The sequence below is a fragment of the Haloferax sp. Atlit-109R genome (genome assembly GCF_003665865.1).
GTDB classification, from domain to species: domain Archaea; phylum Halobacteriota; class Halobacteria; order Halobacteriales; family Haloferacaceae; genus Haloferax; species Haloferax volcanii.
This window is the reverse complement of sequence record NZ_QPLO01000007.1, coordinates 1-642: the sequence shown is the minus strand read 5'-3', so window position 1 is coordinate 642 and position 642 is coordinate 1. Positions and strand designations below refer to the sequence as shown.

1 protein-coding gene and 1 pseudogene are annotated in these 642 nt (G+C 72.9%); both read left to right on the top strand.

Features of this window, described 5'->3' with window-relative positions:
- Nucleotides 1-409 (top strand): annotated as a pseudogene (locus DVK03_RS20365) (hypothetical protein); the annotation flags it as partial.
- Nucleotides 410-411: 2 nt separating this feature from the next.
- A complete protein-coding gene (locus tag DVK03_RS19880; protein ID WP_158598861.1) occupies nt 412-573 on the top strand; it encodes a hypothetical protein in 162 nt (53 codons plus the stop codon).
- Nucleotides 574-642: the final 69 nt, after the last annotated feature.

The following is a 642-nucleotide window of genomic DNA, read 5'->3' as shown; positions in this document are numbered from 1 at the left end:
CTCGGCACCGACCGACGGCAACGTCTCGGATCCCGCCGGTGAGAACGTCTCGGCGCCCGCAGACGGCAACGTCTCGGCACCGACCGAGGGCAACACGTCGAGCCCGAGCGAAACGGGACCGGCCACCGACGGCAACGCCTCGGCGCCCGAGGGTGACGGCGCTTCGGCGCCCGCCGACGGCAACACGTCGAGTCCGACCGAAACGGCACCGACCGCGGGCGGTAACGCCCCGGCGCCCGCGGACAGCGGCGAGTCGAGCCCGGGCGAAACGGGAACGGAACCGTCGGAGACGGGCGAACCGTCGACGAACGAGTCTAGCGGCGCGGAGAACTCGACGGCGGTCTCGGCCCCGGCGAACGCGTTCGACGCCGATCTGCGGCCCGCGTCCGACCGGCCGAACGGGACGTGATCATGGACGCGCCGATCGGCTCGCAGCAGTCCGGAGAGGGGCGCGGGAGGAGTCCGTGCGCGCGGCGGTCGGCGCTCGGGATCAAGCTCACCGCGCTGCTGCTCTTCGTCGCGCTGCTGCTGCTGCTCGCGTTCCTCGTCGCCATGATCCGCGGCCTCGGGTGATCGGACCGGGCCCGGATGGCGACCGATTCCCGGATCGTGGGGGCGTCCCGCGGAATTATCACCGGGAGC